This window comes from Pseudomonas sp. ITEM 17296, from assembly GCF_028895205.1.
Lineage (GTDB): Bacteria > Pseudomonadota > Gammaproteobacteria > Pseudomonadales > Pseudomonadaceae > Aquipseudomonas > Aquipseudomonas kermanshahensis.
In genome coordinates this window covers 115,622-134,601 of record NZ_WJRS01000006.1, presented here as the reverse complement: position 1 = coordinate 134,601, position 18,980 = coordinate 115,622, and the positions used below count along the sequence as shown (strand labels likewise).

15 protein-coding genes are annotated in these 18,980 nt (G+C 60.6%); 3 read left to right on the top strand and 12 right to left on the bottom strand.

The window, feature by feature from the left end; genetic code table 11:
• Positions 1 to 9: 9 nt before the first annotated feature.
• The 9 genes from GIB19_RS09515 to GIB19_RS09475 all read right to left on the bottom strand — a co-directional run bounded on the left by GIB19_RS09515 (position 10) and on the right by GIB19_RS09475 (position 11,420).
• Positions 10 to 990 carry an NAD-dependent epimerase/dehydratase family protein gene (locus GIB19_RS09515; protein WP_274885310.1) on the bottom strand — a complete coding sequence of 327 codons (981 nt, stop codon included), beginning with the start codon at positions 988 to 990 and terminating at the stop codon, positions 10 to 12.
• Positions 981 to 1,973, bottom strand: coding sequence for a fumarylacetoacetate hydrolase family protein (locus GIB19_RS09510; RefSeq protein WP_274885309.1), 993 nt, complete (start codon positions 1,971 to 1,973; stop codon positions 981 to 983). The genes GIB19_RS09515 and GIB19_RS09510 overlap by 10 nt, the downstream gene beginning before the upstream one ends.
• Positions 1,970 to 2,542, bottom strand: a complete 573-nt coding sequence (locus tag GIB19_RS09505; protein WP_274885308.1) for a cupin domain-containing protein — start codon at positions 2,540 to 2,542, stop codon at positions 1,970 to 1,972. Before GIB19_RS09505 ends, GIB19_RS09510 begins: the two co-directional genes overlap by 4 nt.
• Before the next feature lie 46 nt (positions 2,543 to 2,588).
• A complete protein-coding gene (locus GIB19_RS09500; protein WP_274885307.1) occupies positions 2,589 to 3,794 on the bottom strand; it encodes an MFS transporter in 1,206 nt (401 codons plus the stop codon).
• A 112-nt stretch (positions 3,795 to 3,906) separates the two neighbouring features.
• A complete protein-coding gene (locus tag GIB19_RS09495) occupies positions 3,907 to 6,372 on the bottom strand; it encodes an efflux RND transporter permease subunit (RefSeq protein ID WP_274885306.1) in 2,466 nt (821 codons plus the stop codon).
• A 4-nt stretch (positions 6,373 to 6,376) separates the two neighbouring features.
• Positions 6,377 to 7,465, bottom strand: coding sequence for a WD40/YVTN/BNR-like repeat-containing protein (locus GIB19_RS09490; protein ID WP_274885305.1), 1,089 nt, complete (start codon positions 7,463 to 7,465; stop codon positions 6,377 to 6,379).
• Positions 7,466 to 7,523: 58 nt separating this feature from the next.
• Positions 7,524 to 8,888 (bottom strand): DUF1329 domain-containing protein, encoded by a 1,365-nt coding sequence (locus GIB19_RS09485; protein WP_238214138.1) that lies wholly within the window; start codon positions 8,886 to 8,888, stop codon positions 7,524 to 7,526.
• A 12-nt stretch (positions 8,889 to 8,900) separates the two neighbouring features.
• Positions 8,901 to 10,580, bottom strand: coding sequence for a DUF1302 domain-containing protein (locus GIB19_RS09480; protein ID WP_274885304.1), 1,680 nt, complete (start codon positions 10,578 to 10,580; stop codon positions 8,901 to 8,903).
• Positions 10,581 to 10,949: 369 nt separating this feature from the next.
• Complete coding sequence (locus tag GIB19_RS09475) at positions 10,950 to 11,420, bottom strand: MarR family winged helix-turn-helix transcriptional regulator (RefSeq protein WP_099429307.1); 471 nt, start codon at positions 11,418 to 11,420, stop codon at positions 10,950 to 10,952.
• A 285-nt stretch (positions 11,421 to 11,705) separates the two neighbouring features.
• Here GIB19_RS09475 and GIB19_RS09470 point away from each other — a divergent pair, with 285 nt between their 5' ends.
• Both GIB19_RS09470 and GIB19_RS09465 read left to right on the top strand, forming a co-directional pair.
• The gene (locus tag GIB19_RS09470; protein ID WP_274885303.1) at positions 11,706 to 12,659 is read left to right on the top strand and encodes a PDR/VanB family oxidoreductase; all 954 of its coding nucleotides are present in this window, start codon (positions 11,706 to 11,708) and stop codon (positions 12,657 to 12,659) included.
• 36 nt (positions 12,660 to 12,695) lie between these two features.
• The gene (locus GIB19_RS09465) at positions 12,696 to 13,772 is read left to right on the top strand and encodes an aromatic ring-hydroxylating dioxygenase subunit alpha (protein ID WP_274885302.1); all 1,077 of its coding nucleotides are present in this window, start codon (positions 12,696 to 12,698) and stop codon (positions 13,770 to 13,772) included.
• A gap of 311 nt (positions 13,773 to 14,083) precedes the next feature.
• On the opposite strand, the gene arfB is transcribed toward GIB19_RS09465, so the two are convergent.
• On the bottom strand, positions 14,084 to 14,497 hold the full coding sequence (arfB, locus tag GIB19_RS09460; protein ID WP_085272877.1) for an alternative ribosome rescue aminoacyl-tRNA hydrolase ArfB: 414 nt from the start codon (positions 14,495 to 14,497) through the stop codon (positions 14,084 to 14,086).
• A gap of 27 nt (positions 14,498 to 14,524) precedes the next feature.
• Complete coding sequence (locus tag GIB19_RS09455; RefSeq protein WP_274885299.1) at positions 14,525 to 15,718, bottom strand: MFS transporter; 1,194 nt, start codon at positions 15,716 to 15,718, stop codon at positions 14,525 to 14,527.
• A 192-nt stretch (positions 15,719 to 15,910) separates the two neighbouring features.
• On the opposite strand from GIB19_RS09455, the gene GIB19_RS09450 reads away from it, so the two are divergent.
• Positions 15,911 to 16,858, top strand: coding sequence for an AraC family transcriptional regulator N-terminal domain-containing protein (locus tag GIB19_RS09450; protein ID WP_446731373.1), 948 nt, complete (start codon positions 15,911 to 15,913; stop codon positions 16,856 to 16,858).
• Between the two features lie 48 nt (positions 16,859 to 16,906).
• Here the strand turns inward: GIB19_RS09450 and GIB19_RS09445 are convergent, their stop codons facing one another.
• Positions 16,907 to 18,976 carry a hybrid sensor histidine kinase/response regulator gene (locus GIB19_RS09445; protein ID WP_274885298.1) on the bottom strand — a complete coding sequence of 690 codons (2,070 nt, stop codon included), beginning with the start codon at positions 18,974 to 18,976 and terminating at the stop codon, positions 16,907 to 16,909.
• Positions 18,977 to 18,980 lie beyond the last annotated feature (4 nt).

Sequence of the window (18,980 nt, the reverse complement as noted above, 5' to 3'; positions counted from 1 at the left end):
CAGCAGGTCTCAAAGGGTTTGTAATGACGCGCGCGCATGGCGCGGGCGTTGGCTCAGGCTAAGGGCGTTACGCACCAGGGTTTGGGCAGAGCCATCGTGATGAAATCCCAGGGCTCGCGATTGCGGGGTACGCAAAGGCGGAAAGCGGCCGAACAAGGCCTCCAGGTCCGCGTTCGGCTGGTAGCTCACCAAGGCCCGACGGTCGTCGCCGAAGGCCTCGGCCAGAGCCTCGACCACTTGGTCCATGGCCAGGTGCAGCACTGGCAACTGCCACACCCGCTGAGGGCCGGGGTTTTGCAGTTCGGCGGCATGCAGCAGGTTGTCGACGCAGCAACGCGCCGACATCCACCAGGCGGTGGCCTGCGGCGATACCGGGCAGCAATAGTTTTCTCCCGCGGCAAGGGCGTGCATCAGGTCGCTCATGAAGGCCGAACGCAAGCCGTTCGGCTCGCGGGGCCTTGCGACGATGCCCGGTAGCCGCAATGCGCGGCCATCTACCTCGCCACGGCGGGCGAGGTCATTGAGCTGGGTTTCCACCATGACCTTGTGCGCGCCATAAGACAGCGCCGGACGCGGCATCCACTGCTCGTCCATGCGTGCCGGTAGTTGCGCGCCGTACACGGCCACGCTGCTGGCGTAGACCAGCACCGGTGGCCGCGCAGCGTTGCGCAACTGGTCGAGCAGTTCCAGGGTCGCCAGCAGATTCACCTGCCGGCCCAATGCATAGTGCTCCTCGGCTGCGCCGCCGGGGACGCTCACCAGATGGAACACGACATCCACGCCATCGGCCAGGGCGCGGCGTAACAGGGTCGGTTCTGCGATGCTGCCGGCGAGCAAGCGCAGGCGCGGGTCGGAAGGAAAACCCTCCAGTTGCTGATCCAGTAACACCAGCGCTTCCAACGGCTGGCCGCGCAGTTGGCCTTTGTGCAGCAGTTGTTGCACCAGCAAGCGTCCAAGGAAACCGGCAGCTCCGGTAATCATCACGCGCATGGCGGGGCAGCCTGGACTACCTGCTGGTCGATGGCACCGAACAACGGCGAACCATCCGTGTTGCGGGCCTCCATGCGAATGCGGTGACCGAATTGCAGGAAGCCGGTGCGCGGCGCGCCATGCTCGATCATTTCAATGGCGCGGCGCTCGGAAATACACGCCGACCCCACGCTGCGATCGGCATTGGAAACGGTGCCAGAGCCAATCACGCTGCCGGCGCCAAGGCGACGGGTCAGTGCGGCATGGGCGATCAACTGGTGGAAGCCGAAGTGCATGGCGCCGCCATGCGGGTGGCCAAACCACTGGCCGTTCCACTCCACGTTCAGCGGCAGGTGCACGCGACCGTCGCGCCAGGCACCTCCCAACTCGTCTGGGGTAACGGCCACCGGGGCGAAGCTGGAGGAGGATTTGGCCTGGACGAAGCCGAAGCCGGTCTTCATCTCCCGTGGTGCCAACGCCCGCAGGCTGACGTCGTTGACCTGCAGTACCAGGCGAATATGCGCCAGTGCCTGCTCGGCCGTGCAGCCCATGGGCACCTCGTCCACCAGCACAGCGAACTCGCCTTCGAAGTCGATGCCGTGGGCCTCGCTGGGCAGTGCAATGTCTTGCTGCGGGCCAAGGAAGTCGTCGCCAGCGCCCTGGTACATCAGCGGCGTGGACTCTACGCCTTCGATGGGCGCAAGGTTGAACGCTCGCTGCATCAGCTCGCCGTGGCTGAGGAAGCAAGAGCCGTCCAGCCATTGCCAGGCACGCGGCAGCGGCGCCATCACGCGGTTGGGTTCGAAGTCGAAGGCACAGGCGAGTTCACCTTTGTTAAGGGCATCATAGCGGCCGCGCAAGTCGGCCTCCACGTTCGGCCAGTCATCCACGGCCGCTTGCAACGTGGGGGCGATATCGGCGGCGTCCACCGCACTGCTCAAGTCACAGGAAACCAGTAGCAGGCGGCCGTCGCGGCTGCCGTCGTCGAGTGTGGCAAGCTTCATTGCAGCATCTCCTTGAGTTCGGGGGCGTAGCGGCCGTCAAGCAGGATGAAGACCATCCGCGCCATGTTCTCGGTGCGGTTGCTCCAGGCATGGTTGGTGCCGCGCTGGACCACGATGTCGCCGCGTTTGAGGTGGACTTCCTCGCCGTCGAGCACCAGCCACACCTCACCCTCGGTGACGAGGCCGTAGTCGAGGGTTTCGGTGCGGTGCATGAGCTTATGTCTGGAGTCCGCCTTGCCAGTGCCTGCATGGGCTTGGCCGATCTCGGCGAAGGCCGCGGCGGCATCCTCGGCGCTAACTTGGTTCTGCACGCTGTCTGGCGGGATATCCACCACACGGATAACACTGCCCTGGGCACCCGGGGAAAGTTGCAGGGGCTTGTCGGTTGGGTCGGCGCCATTGTCCAGCAGCGCCGGGCTGACGCTGCTGTTCCAGACCTCATAGAACAGGGTGCCGGGCACCGCCTTGAGCGGGAAGTTGTTGGGCGTAGCGCCTGCCAGGGTGACCACGGCGCGGCCCTCATTGTCGTGGCCGGTGACCACGCGCTGGAATGGGGGAAGTGCTTGCATGAAAACTCCTTTCAATCAATTGCCGTCACGAGGGGCATGGCTACCTCTAGATGTGATCAGGCGTGGTGGTAGCGCCAGCGCCGCGCGAACGGAAACACTTCGCCAGCACCACGCAGGCGAGCGCCAGCAGCAACTGGGCGACAGCCACCACGGTCAGGGCGCCAGGCAATTGGGCGACCACGCCGCCATTAAGGCCCAGCACCACCAGAGGGCTGATGAACTCGCCGGCGAATAGGGCCGCGGTGAAGCCTCCGGTGGCGCGGCCGCGCTGGGTGAAATCGACCTGCCTCATCACCCCGGTGATCAGGGTCGGCAGCATCAATCCGATGCCCAGGCCATTGATCAGCACCGCAACCACCACCAGCGCTGGGTTGTCGGTGGTGGCCATCAGGAGCCCACCGCCCCCGGCTGTGGCGAAAGCCAGCAGCAGCAGGTGTTGCCGGCGCTGGGCGTTGAGCAGGCGGAAGCTCAGTGCACCGGCCAGCACGCCGAGCTGGTTGGCGCCCATCGTCATGCCGATCTGCTGGGGCGAATCGACGTGCAGCAAGGTGAGCAGGAAGCCGGCTTGCACCGGCACGATGAATAGGCTGATGCCCGCCAGTACGGTGAGCAGGTACAACGGCAAGAGCCTGCGCCACGGGAAGTCCTCAGCCTTGCCAGACAACGCCGCGGCTTCAGCGACCTTCGGCTCCCAGAGCAGCATTGCCATCAGCGGCAGGAGCAACAGGCCGGCGCCGTACAGCACGAAAGGCAGACGCCAGTCGTTTTGCCCAAGTGCGCCGCCCAAGGCGATGAACACTGCCGCCGAAAGCGAAGTGGCGACCATCTGCAGGGCGAACAAGCGCTCGCGCCGCCCGCCCTGGTAGTAGTCACCCATCAGCGTCGTGCAGCAGGTCATGATGCCAGCCTCCGCCAGGCCCAGGCCTGCACGGCTGATGACGATACCCAGCAGCGACTCAAGCCACAGCGGCAGCAGCCCGCAGAGGCTGTAAAGCATCATCGAGGCCAGCAACAGCGGCTTGCGCCCCAGACGGTCGGCGATGACACCGGCAAACGGCGCCAGCAGCGCGATCACTAACGCCGGAATGGTCAGGCTGATAGGCACCAGCACTTCGGCGCCGGGTGTATCGGCAAAATGCGCCTGCATGCGCGGCAGTACAGGTGCCAGCAGCACCGCGCCCAGCACCGGCAAACAGCTGCCAAACAGTAGCAACAAGGATTGCGGCAAACCCGCCTGGCGATCAGTGCTCATTGCAATGCGCCTCCATGGCCGTCTGTAGGACGCGCGGCAGTGCGAGCCAGAGGGTTTGCAAAGTCTCGATCAGTGGTGTCATACCCATGTGCTCTTGTTGTTGGGGCGAAGGTCAGCGGGTGGCGGTATCCAGCAACAACGGGCGACCCGTGGCGGCTGCCTTGCCGGGCTGCATATCGGCGACTGGCTCGGCGCCGACGACTGCATCGCTGCGGCGGGTCGCTGGTAGCAGGAAATAGGCGAGCGCTGGCAACAGCAGCAGTGCGCCGACCATGTTCCAGACGAACATGAAGGCCAATAGCACGCCCATGTCGGCCTGGAACTTGATGGGCGAGAAGATCCAGGTGCCGACGCCGATGGCCAGGGTCACGCCAGTGAGCATCACCACCTTGCCGGTGGAGACCAGCGCGCGGTAATAGGCTTCGGAAAGGGAGGCGCCCTGGCGCAGGTGGCCAAGCATGATGCTCATCACATACAGCGCGTAGTCGACGCCAATGCCCACGCCCAAGGCGATCACCGGCAAGGTGGCGACCTTGACGCCGATGCCCAGCCAGACCATCAACGCCTCGCAGAGAATGGAGGTAAGCATCAGCGGAATCACCGCACAGAGGGTGGCGCGCCAGGAGCGGAAGGTGATCAGACACAGCAAGATCACCGCGCCGTAGACCCAGAACAGCATCTCGCGATTGGCTTCCTTGACCACGATGTTGGTAGCGGCCTCGATCCCGGCGTTACCGGCAGCCAACTGGAATTTGACTTCGTCGGTGTCGTTGGCAGCGGCGAAGGCTTCGACGTGCTCCACCAGCCGGGTCAGCGTTTGCGCCTTGTGGTCGGAGAGGTAGACATAGAGCGTGAGCAAGTTGCACGACTCGTTGTACAGCCCGCGCGGCGCGCTGGCGGTGATCATGTTGAGCATCGCCTGGTTGTTCTGCAGTTCGTACCACTTCGGGCTGCCTTCGGAGAGACCCACCAGCATCCGACGGTTGAGCAGCGCCAGCGAGTTGGTCGAGTCCACGCCCGGCAGGCTGCGCAGTTGCCAGTCCAGCTCATCGACCTTGCGCAGGATGTCGTAGCGTGCGCAGGCGCTGTTTGGTGTACGCACCATGATCGCGAAAAGATCGCTGCTGGCCCCGTAACTGCGGGTCATGAAGGCATCGTCCAGGTTGTAGCGCGAGTCGGCGCGCAACTCCGGGGCCCCGGCGTCAAGATCGCCGATGGCCAAGTTCAGGCTGACCAGGAAGCCGAGCACTGCCATCACCAGGCTGACAACCACGCAGACGGCGGCCCAGGGCTTGCGGGTAAACAGGTCAAGGAAGCGCCAGAATGCATGACGCACTTGGCCCCCCTCCTCGGCCCGCTCGCTTCTAAGGCTCAACGCAGCAGCGTTAGGACTGACGCCGACATAGGAGAGCAGCACCGGAAGCAGGATCAGGTTGGTGAAGATCAGCACGGCCACACCGATGCTGGCGATGATCGCCAGGTCCTGGATCACCTGGATCTGGATAAGCATCAAAACGGCAAAGCCCACGGCGTCGCACAGCAGCGCAGTGAGGCCGGCGAGGAACAGTCGGCGGAAGGTGAAACGCGCAGCCACCACGCGGTGCATGCCGCGACCGATGTCCTGCATGATGCCGTTCATTTTCTGCGCGCCGTGGCTCATGCCAATGGCGAACACCAGGAACGGCACCAGCACCGAATAGGGGTCCAGCTCGTAGCCCAGTAGGGGCAGCAGGCCAAGCTGCCAGACCACCGCCACCAGCGAGCAGAACACCACCAGCAAGGTACTGCGCACACAACGCGTGTAGCCGTAGAGCACCACCGTGGTGATCAGGATGGCAACAGCGAAGAACAGCAGGATCTGCTCCAGGCCTTCGATCAGGTCACCGACTTTCTTGGCGAAACCGGTGATGTGGATATCGACGCTGTCGCTCTGGTACTTCGCCCGCAGGGTCTCCAACTGATCGGACAACACCCGGTAGTCCAACGGCTTGCCATCGGGCGTGCGCGCCATCAGCGGCACGTAGATGATGCTGGAGCGCTGGTCGAAGGCTACCAATTGACCGATCTCGTTGGACAATTGCACGTTGCGCCGCAGTTCGCCCAGCGATGACGGGCTGCCATCGTATTCGTCAGGAATCACCGGGCCGCCGTCCAGGCCCTCTTCGGTCACCGAAACCCAACGGGTGGCAGGCGTCCACAGCGATTTCATGTAGGCGCGGTCAACACCCGGCAACAGGTAGATCTGGTCGCTCAGCGCCTGCAGGGTACGCAGGTAATCGGCGTCGTAGATATCACCGTGGCGGTTGGTGACGGCGATACGCACCGCATTGCCGATGCCGGACAACTCCTTCTGGTTGTCCAGGTAGTTGGCGATGTAGGGGTGCCCGGTGGGGATCATCTTCTCGAAGCTGGCATTGAGCTCCAGACGGCCCGACTGCCAGCCGAGCAGCACGGTGGTCAGCAGGCACAGCAACAGCACCCAATGGCGGTGATTGAACAGTGCGCGTTCGATCAGCGATCCAGAGCGAGGATCGAAGTTATCGGACGCGCATGACAGGGTTTGGCGAGCGGAATTCATTGACTCACTCCAAAGCGGAAACGGTGGGCTGTGGCAGGCGCGAAAGCCCGGAGAACCCCGCGGCAACGAGGCTGCCATCGGCGGCCTGGACGATGCCTGAGACCGGTTTGCGCAATGATTCGGAGACCGGGGTGAATCCCGAGGGAGCGCTTGCAAACAATCCGCCCGCTTGATTGGCCAGCAACACGCGACCATCGTTTAGAACACGGGCATCACTGAAGGACACCGGCGCCAGGGTCGGCAACGCTTCGGCGCGCTCGGCACCGGGCGCCAAGACAAACGCGTGGCCTTTGAGCCCGCCAATGAGCAGTGCACCGTCGCCGCGCGTTGCCAAGGTGAACAGCGTGCCGGCATAGGGGCTGCTTATCTGTTCGAAGTGTTCACCGTCCAGCGCCCGCGCTAAGTAGCCCTGCTCGCCGGCCAGCACCAAGTCATTACCTTGGTACGTCACGGCATACAGGTGCAGGCCCATTGGGTTATCGATCTGGCCCATCGCTGAATGCCAGCTAGCGCCGCCGTCATCGCTGCGCAAAGCCAGGCCGTAGGCACCGACCACCAGCACATGCTTGGTGTCACGGGCTGACAGCGCCAGGAGTGGTTTGTCGGGCCCTTCAGCGATCAGGCGTTCGGCGGTTTGTACGCGTACTTGCGCCACTTCGTCATCCGCCTGGGTCGACAGCGCGCTTTGCGCTGCCTGCAATTCAAGCTGCGCTGCACGCAGGCCATCGAGCTGAAGTCGCCAGCTTTCGCCACCGTCGCCCGTCCCCAGTACCACACCGCCATGGCCCACGGCCCAGCCGACATTGGCATCGGCAAACTGCACTGCGGTGAGCCCCACCGACACCGGCACGCTGGCTTGACGCCAATGCTCGCCGTTGTCATCGGATAGCAGGATCAGACCGCGTTCACCTACCGCCACCAGGCGCTGGCCCGCCAAGGCCAGGGCAGTGAAAACCCCGCGCTGAGGGTTGGCAACCTTGGCCGCCGGGCTCTGTAGTACGTCGCCGACCACCAGCCCTTGAGCCAGGCAATACGGCGCAAAAGGCATAAGGAGGGCCAACAACAGGCCACTCAACTGACGCAGTGTGTTCATATCTACCTCGATTCTGTCGCAGGAGGGGAAGGCGCTATGCACCCTCCCCTGAACATCGTCAGCGCACGCCGCGCCCGGCCATTGCGGCAGGTGAGAATTCAGCAGGTTTGTAACGTTCGACCGAGGCGTACTGCTGAGCTTTGCCGGTGTAAACGTTCTGGATGAACCAGGCACCGGACACCAGGTCGTAGAAGCCCGAAGACAACTGGGCCACCGCCGGCAGGTCTGGCATCACCGCAGGCAGCGACCACAGGGTCTTGGCCAACTGGCCATTGGCGTCCCAGCGGTCACCGAGCATGGCTTGCCATGTGTCCTCGTCGAGGTAGTACCGCCCTTTGGGCAACTGGTGACGCTTGCCGGGTGCAAGTTCGGCGTCTACCACCCACACACGATGGAGCTCCCAGCGCACTTGATCGGGGTTCAGGTGATGTTTGTCGAACAGGTCTTCAGGCTTGCCGGCAGCCTGGACCTTGTTGGTGTTATAGGGGATGTACATCTCTTGCTTGCCCACCAACTTCCAGTTGAAGCGGTCCAGCCGACCTTGGAATACACTCAGCTCATCGAACGACATCACGCCTGCGGTCGCCGGCGTAGGGGTGTCGCAGCAGGCGTTGGGCAGCTTGCGTACTCGTCGCTGACCGGTCAGGTAGACGTGGGCCTCTGACTTGTCGCCATTGAGGTTGGTACGTCCCATGATTTGTTCGCCTGCCCGCAATGGCGGGCCAACGTTGAGCAGGCGGAACAGCCAATAGTCACCGTCGAAGCTGGCGGCGTTACCATCCTTGTAGTAATACGGCATCTCCTGCACCGCTTTGCCGTCAGTGGTCAGTACTTGGGCGCCATCGGCGGTGATCAGGTAATGCCGGAAATCCATCGCCAGTGACGTGCCGCGCCAGTTGAGGATGTGGTTCCACATCGCCTCTGTGCCGTCTTTCGGGATCGGGAACGGAATACCGCCGTAGGCACCTTCGGGCACAAGGCCTGCACTGCTTTGCACCAGCTTGGCGTGCTTGGCATTGTTCAGGGTGTTGTCGTACACCCATTGCGGAGCTGCAGCGCTGCGCCGGGTTGGATAAACGTCGATGCGATAGGTATCCGGGTAACGCTTGAACATGGCTTTGGTGCCATCGCTGAGTTTGGCCGCGTACTGGTCCATGTTCTTGCTAGTGATGCTGAACAGCGGTTTGTCAGCGGCAAACGGATCGCCGCGCTTGCCACCCTCTTTGAACGCGGGGTCCACCTTGGTGTAGCCGCCGTCCCAGGCCGGAATGCTGCCGTCGGCGTTACCGGCGCGCTCAGCGCCCAGCGGCGTCAGTTGCTTGCCCAGATCATCCGGGCCAGCGGCTTGCACGGGTTGCAAACTGAGCGCGGCAGCGCCGAGCAGGGCCACACAAAAGTGCTTGAGTGAGAAAGGAATGTTCATGCACGCGTCCCCTCAGAATGTTGTTTTGACCGAGAAGGCCAGGTAGTCCCGGTCTTTCAGTGATTGTTTGAACGTAAACTGGCTGGCGGCGTTGAGGTTGGTGTCCTCTGGGCCGTAGTAGTGGGTGTAGGTCAGGCCGAAGGTGACTCGGTCCAGGTAGGTGGCACTCAGGCCGATGTTGAAATCGCCACCGCGGTCCGGGCCGAAGCTGCTGATCACCGCCGATTTGCCCATGGGGAAGTAGCTGACGCCCACTGGCACACTGAGGTCGATGCCAGGGAAAATCTGCCGATATGTCGGGCTGTACACCAGCTTGATACCAACGCCGTCGTCGGTAGCGCTCGGGTCAAGCGCAGCACGGTTCTTGGTGACACTGAGCAAGCGGTTCCAAGCGATTTCGCCGACCAGGCTTGCCTCATTGGCGATGAACGAGGGGCCCAGCGACGCCAGCATGTTGAGGTTCAGGTGCGCCGTGCGGCCCACGGCATAAAGCGGATGGTCGTCATTGTCGGCAACCATGCCCGGCGTAACGGTCTGGCCGTTGGAAACCAGCGGCATATTCCAGCGCATGGAGGCTTCACCGGCGAAGCTGTACTCATTCAGCGTGGTGGCAAAGCTTGCGCCCAGTGCACGGATCTCTTCGGGATAGACCCAGTAGTATTCGCCGACCTGGCCAGTGGCGAAGTTCGGTCCGGTAGCGCTTGGCTTCAAGTACAGCTTGGGGGATTTGTCGTGGTACTGGATGGCGTAAAGGCCGTACTCAACGGTGTCGGCGGTGTAGCGCAACTGCAGGCCGCCCTGCCCCGAGCTCTTGGCTTCTTTGTCGTTGCCGTGGAAAAAGGCTGCCGGGCTGCCGGGGTTGCCGCCCAGAAATGGCGGGAACGGTGCGCCGACAATCAGTCGCTCGTTACCTTCGCCAATGGTGTCGCTCACCGAAAAATAGCTGCCAGCCCCCGGCAAACGGGTTTCTTCCCATTCGAACTGGTAGTAAGCGCCGACTGACAATGCATCGGTCAGTTGATAGGTGGTCGACAGCTGGCTGACCGGCCGGGTGATTTCCTTGAACTGGGTGTTGGGTACCGACACTGCCTTGACCACGTCTACCGGTGCCATGCCGCCAGCGATACCGTTGGCGCCGAAGAACAGGCTTTCGCCCCAGATCAGCCCGTGGCGGCCCAGACGTACCGAGAGCGCGCGGTCGGCCAGATCACCGTTCCAGTAGACAAAGGCATCCAGTAGCTCGCCGTCGCCGCCGTGCAAGTGGCGGGTATCGTCGGTGAATTCGTCGTAGGCAACCGAACGCTGGTTGGCCCGCGTCGGGTCATTGTTGTCGTTGTCTTTCTGGTATTCGGTATCGAACCAGCCCGCGCCACTGATCCGCGCGCCGTATTCGCGGTAGCCAATGTCCAGTTCAGAGAGTACATCCAGGCGGTTGGAGATCAGGCCCTTGTCAAAGTTGCGGTCGCCATCGTCCTGGTTCAACGCTACCGAGCCGCTGCTGAGCTTGCTGCTTTGGTCCTTCAGGCGCCAGGCAGAGCTGTACTTGAGCGTGTTGTCCCACCGCAGACTGAGGTCAGGGTTGTCGGTCTGCACTTCAAACGCCTGGGCACATGGAAGACCGCAGACCAAGGCAGTGGCGAGCGTCAGAGTGAAAGGCGCACGCCGCGCTGCGGCGATGGAGCGAATAGCCATCGAACGAACCCTCTTTTATTGTTTTTGTTGGCAATTTTCTTTGCCACCACGGCCGGACGAGGCGAACGGGATCGATGCGATCGACCTGCCGAAGTGAAGTCAGCTGGCGGGATAGACCAGACGACGGGAACAGGTTGACCTCAGTGCAGGGCTCTGACTAATCGCTTGTTGGGATGTGACCTATCGGCAATCGCGATACTTGTGGCCAAGCATTGAATCGTGCGGTTGCGTTGGTCCGAGGGGGGTATGCCCGCGCAAAGGTGCGAAGGCAGCCTGGAAGGTTGATACCGGAAGGGGGCGCCGGTAGCCGGTAGTGTTATCTCAGGTGCAGCTTGGTCGTCGAACGGATGAAGATCATTGTCATCACGCTCAGGGGTTCTCTGGATCGTAGTCGTTGACGTGAGAGACCTGGCTGTTCAAGCGTCCAAGCAAGTTGATCAAGGTATCGACTTCGGCTGACGAGAGGCCGCTCAGCAAGCGACGCTCTCGTTCAAGCGCAACCATCAAGACCCGGTTGTACAACTGCACACCGCTCTCGGTAAGCGAAACGGTGTAGCGCCTTCCGTCAGCAGGATCTACTTCCGTACGAATTCGCCCTGCCACCTCCAGCGCCTGTAGAGAGCGGCTAACAGCACTTTTGTCGAGGCCGATCACCTGGCAGATACGATTCGCCGTTATCCCGCTTTCCACTGCCAGCATGGACAGCATCCTCCACTCCACAACGCCAATCCCGAAGTGTTTTCGATAGCACTGCGAAGCCCCTGAGGAGAGTTTGTTGGACAGAAAATTCAGCAGCGCGGGCACATAGCGGGCGAGGTCTAGCTGGGGGGCTGTGGACATAGAGAGCACACCTTCAATTGGCCTTGGAGAAAATTAGTTGACACCGCAACCAATTGATCCGAGGATTTACTCAACCGATAGCTGGGGCCAGCCCAGCATGATATGCCGTCACCGTACCTCACAAAAATAATTATCAGGTAATGCCATGAACACCCGTCACCTAGTCACTTCCCGCGTGCCTGGCTGCAAGCCAGAGCTGCCGCCCTTCGCGCCAGGCTGACCTCCTCCCGGTCGATCTTTTACCTGTGAATTTTCAGTAGCCACTTGAATGTGGAGGGATGAGTCATGTTTGAAGTCAACGTCAGCCGCAAGGCAATCGAAGCAGAAGGTGTTTGCAGCTTTGAATTGAGCCCCTTGGATGGCGGATCACTTCCGCCCTTTGAAGCCGGTGCCCACATCGACGTTCATGTACCAGGCGGGTTCATTCGCCAGTACTCGCTGTGCAATGACCCACGAGAGCGTAATCGCTATCTCATCAGTGTTCTGAGGGAGCCTAGCTCCCGCGGCGGCTCGCAGGCAATGCACTCTGCTGTAGAGCAAGGTCAAACGCTCACGATCAGTGCGCCACGCAATCTGTTCCAGCTCGACCACAGCGCTAAGCGCCATCTGCTGTTTGCCGGAGGCATTGGTATTACCCCAATCCTGGCCATGGCTTATGAGCTTTCGCATCGCAGCCTGGAGTTCGAGCTTCATTACTGCTTCCGCTCCAGCGACCGTGCAGCATTCGTTAACGCACTTGCTCATGCGCCGTTCGCGAACCGCATCACTTTCCATGATGACAGCGGCGTGCAGCAACAAAAACTGAATGCCGCCGCCATTCTCGATACGGTCGATCAAGGTTGCCATCTGTATGTGTGCGGCCCCACTGGCTTCATGAACCACATTCTGGAAACCGGCGAGGCTGCCGGCTGGCCGCAAGCGCGCATGCATCGGGAGTTCTTTGCGGGCCAGATCAGTGACCAGGGTTCGAACACGCCCTTCGAGGTAGTGCTCGCCAGGAGCGGTAGAACCTTTGAAATTCCAGTCGACCGCAGCGTTTTCGAGGTGTTGGACGACGCGGGAATTGAAGTTCAAACATCCTGCGAACAAGGCGTGTGTGGGACCTGCGTGACACGCGTGCTGGAGGGTATCCCGGATCACAGGGATCAATTCATGACCGCCGATGAACACGCCAGGAATGATTGCTTCACGCCGTGCTGCTCCCGGGCAAAGTCACCTCGACTCGTACTTGACCTCTGATCTCTAACCAACACATTCACTGCAACGGAGACTCCTATGACTGCCTCTCCCCTTCAGTCACTCGCCCAGGATATTGCACCCGCCAAGCCTTCCACATTCCCGCTCAATCAATGGTATGTGGCTGCGTTGGGCTGGGAACTCAAGGATCGTCCCGTGGGCCGAACCTTGCTGAACACATCAGTCGTGATGTTCCGCACAGCGGATGGCAAGGTGGCGGCACTCGAAGACCGATGCTGTCACAGGGCACTACCCCTGTCTGATGGAACACTTGAAGCCAGCGGCCTTCGCTGCGGCTATCACGGTCTCTTGTTCAATGAAGCCGGTAAATGCATTGAGGTCCCCGGCCAGGAAAAAATACCTAGCAAAGCAAAAGTGACAGCCTTTCACGTAGTGGAAAAAGACCAGATCGTTTGGATCTGGTTTGGCAGCCCCGAAAACCCAGAGCCTATCGATGAACCTCCTGCCTACGATGTTCACACGAATGGGCATTATCTTTTTGAGGGTGACGTGTATCACTACGACGCGCCCTATCAGCTCATACACGACAACTTGATGGATCTAAGCCATTTGGGCTATGTCCACCTACGCACCATTGGCGGCAACGCCAGCGTTCACATGAATGCCCAGATGACGGTAGAAAGCGACGACCATTCGGTTCGCGTTGTTCGACACATGCCTGACTCCGTCCCGCCTCCGACCTATGTCGCCGCCTACCCATTCAAGGGCACTGTCGATCGCTGGCAGGAAATTGAGTTTCATATCAGCCACTTGCGTATTTGGACCGGCGCTGTAGATGCCGGAACCGAGCCCCTGGACAATCCCCAGCGGGGCGGCTTCCACATGCGCGGCTTCCATGGCGTGACCCCGGAAACCGAAACCACTAGCCATTACTTCTGGACCATCGCCACCAACCCGGAAAGCAATCACGAAGAAGTCAAAGCGAAAGTAGTTGAGCAAACCATAATGACATTTGATGAGGACAAAGTTGTTATCGAATCTCAATACAAGAACCTGTGTCGATTCGGTGAACGGCAGATGATTGATATTCATGTTGACGTCGGTGCCAACAGGGCCCGCCGGATCATAGAAAGGCTTTGTCACGCCACCCGCTGAATGCCCAGTGCATTTATATCGTGCGGGTATCAGGCTACGGGGGCGAGCGGGATCGCCCCCCATCACCACCTGCTGCAGGTCAGTCGATATTGAGGCCCATCCAGTCGCTCAGTTTTGGGGCTGCACCTGAGCACACCATTGCCTCAACAGCTCGGCAAAAACGGTCGCCGCCGTGCTTCATTGGTGGCCTCGCCTTGATAGCAGCAATCGCAGCCCTGTCATCCAGGCCTGCTGCCCTCGCCGCTTCGGCTCCAACTCACAACCTGCAGGCGCAATCACAGCATTGACCCAGAGGTGCTGGCCTACCCTCACTAGAAGTCCACCCTACCCCGACCCGCCTTGACCGTACTCCGCCTGGCTTTTCCTTCGAGGCGGCGGGTCTTCGAGCCGAGGGTCGGCTTGGTGGGGCGGCGTTTCTTCTCGGTCTTGCCGGCACTGATGATCAACTCGGCAAGACGCGCCAGTGCGTCAGCACGGTTCTGCTCCTGGGTGCGATACTGCTGGCCCTTGATGATCAACACGCCGTCACCGGTGATGCGGCTGTCACGCAGCGCCAGCAGCCGCTCCTTGTAGAACTCGGGCAACGATGAGGCACGGATGTCGAAGCGCAGGTGCACAGCGCTGGACACCTTGTTGACATTCTGCCCACCCGCGCCTTGCGCGCGGATGTATGTCAGTTCGATTTCGGCATCCGGCAGATGCACGTTATTGGAGATGGTTAGCATGACTGGCCCTTGTAGTTGCCCCCATTATCACCGCCTGCGCCGATCTCCCATAGCATTTGTGATAACACTCAGTGTGGCTGCGATGAGCAAAAATACGCCACTGGCCATAAAGGTAGCCTGGTAACCGCTCCCGTCGTACAGCAAACCGCCCACTGTGGCACCAGCTGTGATCGCCAACTGAATCACCGCAACCATCAAGCCACCACCGGCTTCTGCGTTGTGCGGCAGCGCCTTGGCCAACCAGGTGAACCACCCCACGGGCGCACACGTTGCGATCAGTCCCCAAAGGCCGAGCAAAAACGCGACTGGGACCACCCAGGTACCCACCGCGATAACGGCGAATGCGATAGCGCTCATGATCAGCGGTATTCCCACCAAAATCCTGTTCAGGTTTCGGTTAACAAGCGCGCCCACTAACAGGGTGCCTAGCAGACCTGCGACACCAATGACCAACAGCAGGAGCGAGAGCGTGGGCAGGTCGACAAGCGTGACCTTCTCCAGGAAAGGCCGCAGATACGTGAAGAGTGTGAACTGTCCCATGAAGAGGAATGCTACTGCACTCATGCCAAGGGCGATCTTCCAGTCCCCCAGCAAGCGCAGGGGGCCGAAGGCCGATACCTGAGTGCGCTGGCTCGGCATAGCCGGCAGCGTGAAGGCCTGCCAGATCAACGCCAATGCAGCCAACGGCACGACGCAAAAGAACGCCCCTCTCCAGCCAATCAAGCCGCCCAGGTAGCTCCCAACGGGCGCCGCGATTGCCGTGGCCAACGCCGTACCGCCCTGCATCACGGCAATAGCCCGCGCAATAAGTGCCTCTGGCGCGATGCGCATCATCACTGCAGTGGACATCGACCAGTAACCACCAATGGCAATCCCAAGCACGGCGCGCCCTACCATCAATGTCAGGTAGTTCGGGGCAAACGCCACCATCGTGCCGGAAACCAGCATGAGCGCAGTAGTGGCCAACAGCACCGGCTTGCGGTCGATCCCCTGGGTCACGGCTGCCAGCAACAGGCTGGTGATGACAGCAAAGAAACCCGAGATGGAAATGGCCTGCCCGGCTTGGCCTTCAGTCAGTGACAGATCGGACGCGATCGGCGTGAGCAAGCTCACCGGCAGGAACTCTGAAGCCACCAGGGCAAAAGCACATAGTGACATCGCCAGGACAGCGCCCCAGACGTGACGGCTTGAGTGTTGAAGGGGTATTGCTGGGCTGTTCATAGCGGTTCTCGTTGTATCAATTTCAAAGTGCACGGGCCTCAACTGCCGCCAATATTCCTCGCTTAAACCAGCACACCAGTAGAGCAAACGGGTAGTTTTCTTGCCTAAATGTCCAGCCCCTGGTCACCGGACATGGACAGGTGAAGTGACATGAAAGTAATGTTTTGCCATACGATGATCGGAACCCACGCCATGGCCACCAACGCATTAACGCCTTCAAGCACGAACCCAATGGCTACGCTGTGCAGGGTTATCGGCGCGCACGCCCCCACTGCGGGCGATTTCCCGACAGGCATTGCAGACCTGAGCGTCTACCGACGTAACGCCCCAGCCCCACCGATCACCTGCATCGTCGAGCCGAGCATTGTGCTGGTCGTGCAGGGCGCCAAGGAAATGGTCATCGGCAGCGACGTGTTCCCCTACGATACGACTCGCTTCCTGGTCACCTCGCTGAACATACCCGCCAACTCAGCGGTGACGATGGCCAGCGATGCAGCGCCCTGTCTCGGCCTGGTATTCAAGCTCGACCTGCGCACGCTGGCGGAGCTGATCGCGCACGATGGTCGTCTTCCTGTGAACGGTCAGTCCTTCCATACCAGCGCTGGCGTGGGTGAACTGAGCCCGAAATTGTTGGAGAGCTTCGCCCGTCTGATTCAGCTGCTAGAGGAGCCGGATGCGATACCGGTGCTCTGGCCCCTGATTCAACGAGAGATCCACTATCGTTTGCTGTTGAGTAACCAGGCCCCTCTGCTGCGCTATATCGCTTCCGTAGGCAGCAAGGGCCATCGAATTGCCAAAGCCATCGACTGGATGAAGCTGAACTACGCCGCGCCTTTGCGAGTGGACGAGCTGGCCTCCCAGGTGCAGATGGGGCTCTCCACCTTCCATCAGCATTTCCGTCAGCTCACCGCCATGAGCCCGCTGCAGTACCAGAAATGGCTGAGGTTGAACGAGGCGAAACGGTTGATGCTCAACGAAGACCTGGATGCTGCCACCGCTGCCTTCAAGGTCGGCTACGAGAGCCCCTCGCAGTTCAGCCGAGAGTACGGGCGCCAGTTCGGCATGCCGCCCAAACGTGATATCGCAGAACTGCGCCAAAGTGCGGAGAGAACAGCTACCTCCACACCAATCGTGGCGTGAACCCCGACGCTGGATAAGCCGGCCAAGCTGCGATACTACAAGTACCGATTAGCAACCCTTGAGCAAAGCATTAACGTTCAACGTCAACGCTTCAAGCGTGAACGGTTTCGTCAGCACAGCCGTGTTGGGCTCTAGCTGGGCATTGTCCAACACGTGCGGCTGCGCATACCCCGTCATGAACAAGACCGGAAGCCCCGACCGAGTGCAGCGGCCGGCATCGGCCATCTGCCTGCCGTCAATGCCTCCTGGGAGGCCAATGTCGGTTACCAGCAAATCGATGCGGGTATCCGAACGCAGTAATTGAAGGCCCGCTAGACTGTCGGCCGCCTCAATGACGATATAGCCGCAGTTCCCCAGCGCTTCACTCACAAACATGCGGACGGAGGGCTCATCATCGACGACCAGTACCGTCTCGCCTGGCAAGGCCATTGGCGATTCAGGCAAGGACTCTGCGCGAGGTGCAGCTTCGACGCTGGCTGCAAGGCTGGGTAATTGAAGGAATACCCGGGTTCCTCGCCCCTCTTCCGACTCGATCCTGACCTGCCCGCCCGATTGTTTGGCAAAGCCATAAATCATGGACAGCCCAAGCCCGGTGCCCGCCCCTACGGGTTTGGTCGTGAAGAACGGCTCAAATACTCGAGTGAGCGTTTCGGAACTCATGCCGAGACCGTCGTCGGCGACACAGATTGTGAAGTAGGTTCCAGGCTCCAATTCCGGATCCAGCTCGGCCCCTTGCACCAGTTCCTCGTTGTAGGTCTTGATGGCGATTGAGCCTCCGCCTTTCAACGCGTCACGCGCGTTGATGCACAAGTTCAGCAGCGCGTTCTCCACTTGGGCCGGGTCGACCAGGCAGGTACTCGATGCCGCATGGAGCTCCACCTTGAGTTGAATGGCTGGCCCTACTGTCCGACTTATTAGCTCCTCCATGTCGCTGATGAGGGTGTTCACATTGGTATGAACAGGCATCAGTGTCTGGCGGCGAGAGAACGCTAGCAGCCGGTGAGTGAGTGAGGCCGCCCTATGCGCCGCACCTTGGGCCACCGTCAGGTAGCGCTCTACATCAGCTATGCGTCCCTGCTTCAAGCGGAGCTTGATCAAATCAAGGCTCCCCGTGATGCCCGCCAGCAGATTGTTGAAGTCGTGTGCGATACCTCCGGTCAGTTGGCCGACCGCTTCCATTTTTTGCGATTGACGCAGCGCTGCTTGCGCCGCTTCTCGCTCGGCCACGGCTTCTGCAACCCTCGCTTCCAAGGTGCGGTTGAGTTCAAGCAGTTCCGCCTCGGCATTTCTTCGCGCGGTTACATCGATTGACGAGCCGATCAGCCCGATGACCTCGCCTGCTTCGTCGCACAGTGGCGCTTTGACCGAAAGCCAGTAGGTGGCTGTGCCATCCGGCATGTCGACACGCTCTTCGATCTGAACGGCCTGCCCGCCCTGCATAATGTGCCGATCGGTTTCCATTATCTGGCGTGCTTGGGCTTTGTCTTCCAAAAACTCCAAATCGGTTTTGCCCAGGTAGAGCTCCGGTGGCTTGCCAACCAGTTGGGTGACACCATCGTTGGCAACGATCAGCCGCCCCGCTAGATCTTTGGCGTAGACAACACCCGGAACGGCAGCAGTGAAGGTACGAAGCAACGCTGACATCCTGTCGCGCTCAGCCTCTGCTGAGCGGCGTGACTCAATGTCCATGAGAACGCCAGGGAACCGAACAGCGCGACCTTCATCGTCAAGCTCAGCTCTACCATTAGCCTCAATCCAACGGTAGTTGCCATCATGCTGTCTGACGCGGTATTCACACCGGTAGGCCCCCCCGCGGGTCATCGCCTCTTCGATATCGGCAGAGACACGTTCACGATCGTCAGGGTGAATAGAGGCGAAGGCTTCCTCAATCGGGATACCCGCCATGCATTTATCTGCTGGAAGTCCAAAAGATCGCGAGAATCGCTCATCCGCAGTCACTTGGTTGTCGAGGATGTTCCACACCCACGTTCCAACGATCGCGCCAGCATCGAGCGCCAACTGCAGGCGCTCCAAAACGCTCGTCGGAAACGCGGACTCCTGATGGGGTGATGCGGGAGCATCCAAGTCTCCTGAAGAGCCGGCGCCTTCGCGATCCATAAAT

Coding starts and splice junctions, on each gene's coding strand:
- GIB19_RS09515 (WP_274885310.1), bottom strand. CDS start 990: ATGCGCGTGATGATTACCGGAGCTGCCGGTTTCCTTGGACGCTTGCTG.
- GIB19_RS09510 (WP_274885309.1), bottom strand. CDS start 1,973: ATGAAGCTTGCCACACTCGACGACGGCAGCCGCGACGGCCGCCTGCTA.
- GIB19_RS09505 (WP_274885308.1), bottom strand. CDS start 2,542: ATGCAAGCACTTCCCCCATTCCAGCGCGTGGTCACCGGCCACGACAAT.
- GIB19_RS09500 (WP_274885307.1), bottom strand. CDS start 3,794: ATGAGCACTGATCGCCAGGCGGGTTTGCCGCAATCCTTGTTGCTACTG.
- GIB19_RS09495 (WP_274885306.1), bottom strand. CDS start 6,372: ATGAATTCCGCTCGCCAAACCCTGTCATGCGCGTCCGATAACTTCGAT.
- GIB19_RS09490 (WP_274885305.1), bottom strand. CDS start 7,465: ATGAACACACTGCGTCAGTTGAGTGGCCTGTTGTTGGCCCTCCTTATG.
- GIB19_RS09485 (WP_238214138.1), bottom strand. CDS start 8,888: ATGAACATTCCTTTCTCACTCAAGCACTTTTGTGTGGCCCTGCTCGGC.
- GIB19_RS09480 (WP_274885304.1), bottom strand. CDS start 10,580: ATGGCTATTCGCTCCATCGCCGCAGCGCGGCGTGCGCCTTTCACTCTG.
- GIB19_RS09475 (WP_099429307.1), bottom strand. CDS start 11,420: ATGTCCACAGCCCCCCAGCTAGACCTCGCCCGCTATGTGCCCGCGCTG.
- GIB19_RS09470 (WP_274885303.1), top strand. CDS start 11,706: ATGTTTGAAGTCAACGTCAGCCGCAAGGCAATCGAAGCAGAAGGTGTT.
- GIB19_RS09465 (WP_274885302.1), top strand. CDS start 12,696: ATGACTGCCTCTCCCCTTCAGTCACTCGCCCAGGATATTGCACCCGCC.
- arfB (WP_085272877.1), bottom strand. CDS start 14,497: ATGCTAACCATCTCCAATAACGTGCATCTGCCGGATGCCGAAATCGAA.
- GIB19_RS09455 (WP_274885299.1), bottom strand. CDS start 15,718: ATGAACAGCCCAGCAATACCCCTTCAACACTCAAGCCGTCACGTCTGG.
- GIB19_RS09450 (WP_446731373.1), top strand. CDS start 15,911: ATGGCCACCAACGCATTAACGCCTTCAAGCACGAACCCAATGGCTACG.
- GIB19_RS09445 (WP_274885298.1), bottom strand. CDS start 18,976: ATGGATCGCGAAGGCGCCGGCTCTTCAGGAGACTTGGATGCTCCCGCA.